General features: G+C 41.8%; 7 protein-coding genes. All 7 read right to left on the bottom strand.

Features of this window, described 5'->3' with window-relative positions:
• Positions 1 to 2,221, bottom strand: a 2,221-nt coding sequence (gene carB / locus B9N66_RS00975; RefSeq protein WP_087579511.1) for a carbamoyl-phosphate synthase large subunit, incomplete at its 3' end; no start/stop codon positions are given.
• On the bottom strand, positions 2,221 to 2,976 hold the full coding sequence (gene mreC / locus B9N66_RS00970) for a rod shape-determining protein MreC (RefSeq protein ID WP_084109149.1): 756 nt from the start codon (positions 2,974 to 2,976) through the stop codon (positions 2,221 to 2,223). The genes carB and mreC, both read right to left, overlap by 1 nt.
• A complete protein-coding gene (locus tag B9N66_RS00965) occupies positions 2,966 to 4,003 on the bottom strand; it encodes a rod shape-determining protein (protein ID WP_021090637.1) in 1,038 nt (345 codons plus the stop codon). The genes mreC and B9N66_RS00965 overlap by 11 nt, the downstream gene beginning before the upstream one ends.
• Before the next feature lie 9 nt (positions 4,004 to 4,012).
• Entirely contained in the window at positions 4,013 to 5,245 is a 1,233-nt protein-coding gene (clpX, locus tag B9N66_RS00960; RefSeq protein ID WP_087579510.1) for an ATP-dependent Clp protease ATP-binding subunit ClpX, read from the bottom strand.
• A complete protein-coding gene (gene lpxA / locus B9N66_RS00955) occupies positions 5,245 to 6,033 on the bottom strand; it encodes an acyl-ACP--UDP-N-acetylglucosamine O-acyltransferase (RefSeq protein WP_087579509.1) in 789 nt (262 codons plus the stop codon). Before lpxA ends, clpX begins: the two co-directional genes overlap by 1 nt.
• Positions 6,034 to 6,054: 21 nt before the next feature.
• Entirely contained in the window at positions 6,055 to 6,501 is a 447-nt protein-coding gene (fabZ, locus tag B9N66_RS00950; protein WP_021091063.1) for a 3-hydroxyacyl-ACP dehydratase FabZ, read from the bottom strand.
• 150 nt (positions 6,502 to 6,651) lie between these two features.
• Positions 6,652 to 7,725, bottom strand: coding sequence for an epoxyqueuosine reductase QueH (locus B9N66_RS00945; RefSeq protein WP_087579508.1), 1,074 nt, complete (start codon positions 7,723 to 7,725; stop codon positions 6,652 to 6,654).
• Positions 7,726 to 7,744 lie beyond the last annotated feature (19 nt).

Here is a 7,744-nt window from a genome sequence, read left to right as displayed (position 1 = left end):
CCTTTACCGCCTCGCTCATATACTCTTTTAGCTCGCTCTCGTTATGCACCCTTCTCATCGCCCTGCCGCCTAAAACGTAGCTTGGGCGAACAAGCACTGGATAGCCGATAGTGGCGGCCTTTTGCAAGGCTTCTTCTAAGCTAGTGGCGGTATCATTTTTAGGTTGAAGAACGCCAATTTTATTTATAAATTCGCTAAATTTCTTTCTATCTTCGGCCACGTCGATCACTCTTGCAGTTGTTCCGATGATCTTAGCGCCGATCACGCTTAGGCGCTTTGCAAATTTAAGCGGTGTTTGGCCACCAAAATGCACGATCACGCCGTCTGGCTTTTCACGCTCGATGACTGATCTAACATGCTCAAAATCTATCGGCTCAAAGTACAAAATATCGCTCGTATCATAGTCGGTTGAGACGGTTTCTGGGTTGCAGTTGTACATTATCGTTTTTACGCCAAGGTCTCTTAGCGCGTAGCTTGCATGCACGCAGCAGTAGTCAAACTCTATACCCTGGCCGATCCTGTTTGGACCGCCGCCTATTATCATCACCTTTTTAGCATCTTTTGCAAGCTCTTTTTTAGGAAATTTGGTGATATTTGTAGATGAGTAGAGATACGGCGTTAGCGCTTTAAATTCGCCTGCGCAAGTATCTACCTCGTTGTATTCAAGCTCGATGCCAAGCTTCTGCCTAGCAAAATAGATATCATTTTGACTAAGCTCAAGATCGTCTTTTTCATTTATAAGCACAGCTATCATTTTGTCTGAAAAGCCCATGCTTTTGGCCTCTCGCAGTAGCTCTTCGTTGTTTAAGATATCCATGTCGATCTTATCTTCAAATTTAACTATCTCATAAATTTGCTCTAAAAACCATGGATCAATCTTGCTAAACTCATGCACCTCAGCCACGCTAAAACCATCTCTAAAGGCTTGTGCTAGGTATAAAATTCTCTGCTCATTTGCATTTCTGATGCCATAAATCAAAGCGTTTTTCTCTAAACTAAGGCTGTTAAATCCGCAAAGATCACGCTCTAGGCTACAAAGCGCCTTTTGGATACTCTCTTTAAATGTCCTGCCAATGGCCATAACCTCGCCAACTGACTTCATCGCAGTGCCTAGATATGGGTTTGATCCTGGAAATTTCTCAAATGTAAAACGTGGAATTTTTGTCACTATGTAGTCAATAACCGGCTCAAAGCTAGCAGGTGTGCCTGTGATGTCGTTTTTGATCTCATCTAAGCTAAAACCAACTGCTAGCAGTGTCGCTACCTTGGCGATCGGATATCCAGTGGCTTTACTGGCAAGTGCAGAGCTTCGGCTCACACGTGGATTCATCTCGATAACGATCATGCGGCCACTTTTTGGGTCTATGGCAAACTGCACGTTGCTGCCGCCAGTATCAACGCCGATCTCGCGAAGTATGGCAAAGCTAGCGTCACGCATAGCCTGATACTCTTTATCTGTGAGTGTTAGTGCTGGAGCGACTGTAATGCTATCGCCTGTATGCACGCCCATTGGGTCAAAATTTTCGATCGAGCAGACGATGATGCAGTTGTCATTTCTATCTCTAATGACCTCCATCTCGTACTCTTTCCAGCCAAGCAAGCTCTCTTCTATCAAAATTTCATGTATCGGGCTTGCGTCAAGGCCGGTGTTGGCTAGCTCTTTAAACTCATCCATATTGTAAGCCACGCCGCTTCCTGCGCCACCAAGTGTATAGCTAGCTCTTATTATTAGCGGGAAGCCTATCTCATTTGCTGCATTTAGTGCATCGTCCATGTTATAAGCATATCTACTCTCAGGCAGGTCCATGCCGATCTTTTGCATGGTTGCTTTAAAAATTTGTCTATCTTCGCCCTTTTTTATCGCTTCTGGGTTTGCACCAAGAAATTTCACATCCTTTAAAAGACCACTCTCAAATACCTCCATAGCGGCATTTAGTGCGACTTGACCGCCCATCGTTGGCAAGATGGCATCAATATTTTCTTTTTCGATGATCTTTAAAATGCTATCTTTTGTGATCGGCTCAATATACGTTGCATCGGCAAAATTTGGGTCAGTCATGATAGTGGCTGGGTTTGAGTTTATAAGCACTACGCGGTATCCAAGTTCTTTTAGTGTCTTGGCCGCTTGCGTGCCTGAGTAGTCAAATTCGCAGGCTTGACCGATGACGATAGGGCCTGAGCCGATTAGCAAAATAGTATTTATATCTGTTCTTTTTGGCATCATTTTTCCTTTGTTACAACGTATAGATAGTTTGGTATGTTTAGCTTTGCATAGGGCTCAACTATCACGCTTTGATAGGAGCTCTCTTTTAAAATTTTACTCACGCGCCCTACTGGCACCCCACTAAAAAATATCCCATCAAGCCCGCTCGTAAAGACCTCGTCACCCTCTTTTGGGCTGAGCCATTGTGGGATAAATTTCACCATTATTTGACCTTGATTTCCATGTGCGACGCCTGGAATTTTGTCATTTCCTATGTAAACTGCAAATATACTTTTTGGGTCATTTTGCAAGTAAGCTAGTGGCTTGCCGTCTTTTGCGATGACGATGCCAGCGCTATTTCCTTGATAGATGAGCCCGTAAATTTTATTTGGATCGTATCCTTCAAACTCACTTATCCAAATTTTATTATAATCCCCAATATGCACGTAGCTAAGCCCTTTTACTAGCTTTACAGCTGGGGCGTAGGCAGTCGAGTTTTTATCTTTTAAAATTTGATTTAGCTCGTTCGCAAAAGTAGAAAGAAGCGTGGCTGAGCGCTCTAGCTCTTCATTTTGCGCTCTTAGCTTTTCTATCTCGCTAGCCTGCCTAAAATATTCGTTTATATAGTCTTTCACGCTTTTAGCAAAATTGTCGTATGAATTTGTAGCATAGTTACTAAACCCAATAGAAAGATTACTTAAAATTTCTCCCTTGAAAACTGAGGCCGTAGCAAGCAATGCTATAAAAACAAAAAGAACAATCTTACTCTTCATTTGTCAGCTGTTGTAAAAGCCCGATCTCTTCAAGTGCCTTGCCCGTTCCTCTAGCAACCGCGAGAAGTGGCTCATCTGCTACAAAAACTGGAAGTTTAACGATATCAGATAAAAATTTATCAAGTCCTCTAATGAGAGCTCCACCGCCAGTTAATACGATACCAGTCTCCACAATATCGCCCGCAAGATCAGGTGGCATCATCTCAAGCACGGTTTTAAGCGCATCTGCGATCTCTTTTAGTGGTTCTCTCATCGCCTCTCTTACATCTTCGCTTGTTAGCTCGACTCTACTTAAAAGACCACTTACTTGGTCGCGACCTTTTACCACTACGCTTAGCTCTTTTTCAAGCTGCACAGCAGAACCTACGGCGATCTTTATCTCCTCGCCAGTTCGCTCACCTATTAGTAGGTTATATTTCTCTTTTATGTAATTAACAATGCTAATATCAATCTTATCGCCAGCTGTGCGGATTGATTTTGAGATGACTAGACCACCAAGCGAGACAACACCAATCTCAGTCGTACCACCACCGATATCGACTACTAGGTTACCTTGTGGCTCACGAACTGGTAAATTTGCGCCAATCGCTGCTGCCATAGGCTCTTCGATCAAAAATACCTCTCTTGCTCCAGCACTTAAGGCACTCTCTCTAACGGCCTTTCTTTCGACCTGAGTAAGTCCATAAGGAACTGAGATTATGATCCTTGGGCGTAAAAAGCTTTTTCTTTTATGAGTCTTTTCTATAAAATAGCGTATCATGCGCTCAGTCATATCAAAATCCGCAATTACACCATCTCTCATCGGCCTTATCGCCTCGATATCGCCTGGAGTTTTTCCTACCATCTCTTTTGCAGCATGTCCGACCGCTAAAATTTTTTGTTTGCCATATTTCTCACGCCTTACTGCAACAACAGAAGGCTCATTTATTATTATGCCTTTATCTTTTACCAAAACAAGTGTATTTGCAGTACCTAGATCTATACCCATATCACTTGAGAAAAAACCTATAACCTGATCTAAAAACATCTATTTCCTTTACGCTATTTTCTTATCGTGCTTTATTAAAATTGGCTTTGCCTTATCTTTTACAGTCTCTTTTGAGATAACAATATCATATTCTTTTAACTCTGGTAGCTCATACATTATGTCCGTCATAAGCTCTTCCATTATACTTCTAAGCCCTCTGGCTCCAGTCTTTCGCTCGATAGCTAGACTTGCTATCTCTTCAAGTGCCTCATCATCAAATTTAAGCGTAGCACCGTCAATCGCACAAAGCTTTTGGTATTGTTTTAATATCGCATTTTTTGGCTCGGTTAAAATTTTTACCATATCTTCTTTTGTTATCTCGTTCAAAGTAGCTACTACGTGAAGTCTGCCAATAAGCTCTGGAATGAGGCCATATCTTACAAGATCGTCTGGCTCAAGTAGGCTTAGTAAATTTTCTTTTTCATTTTTGCCACGTTTTTCTTGGTTAAATCCAAGTACGTTTTTACCAACTCTTCTCTCGATGATATCAAGAAGTCCGTCAAATGCACCGCCACAAACAAATAAGATATTTGTCGTATCTATCTGGATGAAGTCTTGGTTTGGATGTTTTCTGCCACCTTTTGGTGGAATGTTCACGACACTTCCTTCGATGATCTTTAGTAATGCTTGCTGTACGCCTTCGCCTGAAACGTCTCTTGTAATGCTTCTATTTTCACTCATTCTAGCGATCTTATCGATCTCATCTACAAAGACAATGCCCTGCTCCGCCTTTTTAACATCACCATTTGCAGCTTGTAAAAGCCTAGTAAGGATATTTTCAACGTCCTCACCGACATATCCAGCCTCAGTTAGGCTTGTGGCATCACAAATTGCGATAGGCACATCTAAAAATCTCGCTAAAGTTTGAGCCATCAACGTCTTGCCGCTTCCAGTTGGGCCAACAAGCAAGATGTTTGATTTTGAAATTTCAGTATCGTCTTTGATGTCACTTTGTTTAAAAATTCTCTTATAGTGGTTATATACGCCGACACTAAAGACCTTTTTAGCCCTGTCTTGACCGATCACGTAGTTATCAAGTACCGCTTTTAACTCCTTTGGTGTGAGCTTTTGATACTCTATCGTTTCGCCGTTTTTACTCTCTTCTACGCTAGTATCTCCATGTATCATATCGTATGCAGCAGCGATACAATACTCGCATATATAGGCATTTCCTTCGATATCAGCGAGTAATCTTCTCTCGGCAGACTCTGCCTCTCCACAAAAATTACACTTTCTAGCCATTAATCTCTTCCTTTTGCAAGCGGAATTCCTCTTGTCGTTTCTAATATAAATTTACACATTTTTTTTACGTTTTCATCGCTGGTTTTTGCTATTAGCTCGTTTGCTTGATCTTTTAGGCTAATGCCTTGATTAAACAAAAATTTATAAGCGCGAACTAGCTCCTCAACTTGCTCTTTATCAAATCTGCGTCTAATGCCAACCAAATTTAAGCTTCTTATATAAGCCCTGTTGCCCTCAGCTAGGCAAAATGGCACTACATCTTGGCTAAGCGCGCTTGCACCTGCGATCATGCAGCTTTCCCCTACTCTAACAAACTGATGAATAGGCGTAAGACCGCCCACAACAGCATAATCACCAAGCTCGACGTGGCCTGCTAGAGTTGCGTTATTTGCCAAAATGACGTTGTTGCCTATTATGCAGTCGTGTGCGATGTGAGAGTAGGCCATGATAAAGGCATTATCACCGATCCTTGTTATACCATCGCCTTTGTGCGTGCCTGAGTTTATTGTGCAAAACTCACGTATAGTTGCGTGCTCTCCTATAATGACGCCAGTATCAGTCTCATCTTTATAGCTGATATCTTGCGGGATGTCGCCTACGATCGCATAGCTAAATACACGAGAGTTATCGCCGATCTTGGTCTTACCAAGCACCCTTGCACCCTGCTTTATCGTGACGTTGTTGCCAAGGACTGCATCTTTGCTAACAAATGCATAGGCCTCGATGTTTGCGCCATCTCCGATTATCGCTCCATCTTCTATAACGGCTGTTTGGTGGATATTTTTCATTGTCTCTCTTTTTCTTAAAGCCTATTTATCTACTATCATCGCTTTTAGTTCAGCCTCAGCGCAAAGTGCGTCATCTACGTATGCCTTGCCTTCAAGCACCCAGATATTTCCTTTGTGCTTTAGCACGTTTAGTCTATACTCTAGTCTATCTCCAGGGCGGACAGGATGGCGAAATTTTGCTCCGTCTATACTCATAAAATAGACCACTTTATTCTCGATACCAGCTTGGTGCTCGTCGCTCATGCTCTTAAAAGCTAGCACGCCACCAGCTTGCGCCATGCCTTCGATTATCATGACACCAGGATATATTGGGTGACCTGGGAAATGCCCCTGAAATATCGGCTCGCCAATGGTTACATTTTTGTAAGCTACGATATTCTTAGCTGGCTCTAGCTCGACAACTCTATCTATAAGTAAAAATGGAAATCTATGTGGGAGAATTTTTTGAATTTCTACGACATCTATCACGTTTTAGCCTTAGTAATGTAAATTTCTGGCGATTGTAACAAATTTATACTAAGAAAAAAATTATTAGCCTCTTTTAAAAATCTCTAAATTTAGCCTTATGTGGCAAAAATTTAATTCACTACTTTAAGACAAATCTTATAAACTCACCTTTTAGTCTAAAACCAAAATTTCTTCGCTATCGTTATAAAAAACAGCCTTTGAGTAAATTTCGTAGCTACCTTTTTTGACCTCGTCTAAGATGATGATAGGATTTTGCGAAAATTCCCCACTTATATCACGGCGAAATTTTAGCTCATCATCAAGCTCAAGCGGCCTTTTGCAAAGTTCATCAACGCTTTTAAATTTGCTATTTGTAAATTTATTAAAGAGATTTAAGCTCATAAAAACCACGCCCTCTTTTAGCTCATCGTCCATTTCGCAGAATTTTTCTACATTTAGCTTTAAATTTTCTCTTTTAAAGCCAGAATAGAGCACAAAGTAGCTTGGTATCACAGCGTTTTGAAATTTCACACTAGCACGCAAAAGCCTGTAGTTTAAAAATCGCCTTCTAAAAAGATGAAATTTCTCACCTCTCGCCTCGCAAAGGCGCACCTTTTTATAAAGCTCAAGCCTAGCTTCAATACTACCATAAAGCGCCCTTGCGTGCAGCTCGCTCATTAGCTCACTTTGGGGCAAATTTTGCGAGTCGCGCTGTTTTTTTAGCGCAAAGACGCAGCCGCAGTAGTTTTGGTGATAGAGTTTGTCTTTTTTAGCGAGGATAAACTGCTCGCTTGTGCCGCCATTTTTTCTATAATCAACCGCAACAGCCTCTAAATTTGAGCCAGCCACCGCCTCATCGAGCGCCTTTTTAAGCTGAGAAAAGTCCTTTTTTGGGCTCATCAAGAGTGTCGTCGTAATCTTATTTAGACCAAGCTCAAGTGCTTTTTTAGCGGAGTCCTTCATACGAAAATCAAAGCAGTACTCACACCTTTTGCCCTTTTCTGGCTCATCTTCAAGCCCCTTTGTGCCTCCAAGCCACGCTTCGTAGTCGTATTCGCCGCATATTAGCTTGATACCTAGCTTCTCGCAGCTTCGCTTCACGTCCTCAAAACGCAGTAAAAATTCGCTATACGGATGTATGTTTGGATCATAAAAATAGCCGACTATTCGTTCATTTGGGAAGTCTTTTCGTAGGCGCTGTAAAAAGTAGTGGCTATCGACCGAGCAGCAGATGTGAACTAGCAAAATTTAACCTTTTTTGCTC

Origin of the sequence: Campylobacter concisus, assembly GCF_002165775.1 — a bacterium.
GTDB classification, from domain to species: domain Bacteria; phylum Campylobacterota; class Campylobacteria; order Campylobacterales; family Campylobacteraceae; genus Campylobacter_A; species Campylobacter_A concisus_E.
Note: the sequence above shows the minus strand (reverse complement) of the source record. Positions and strands in the feature narration are given on the sequence as shown.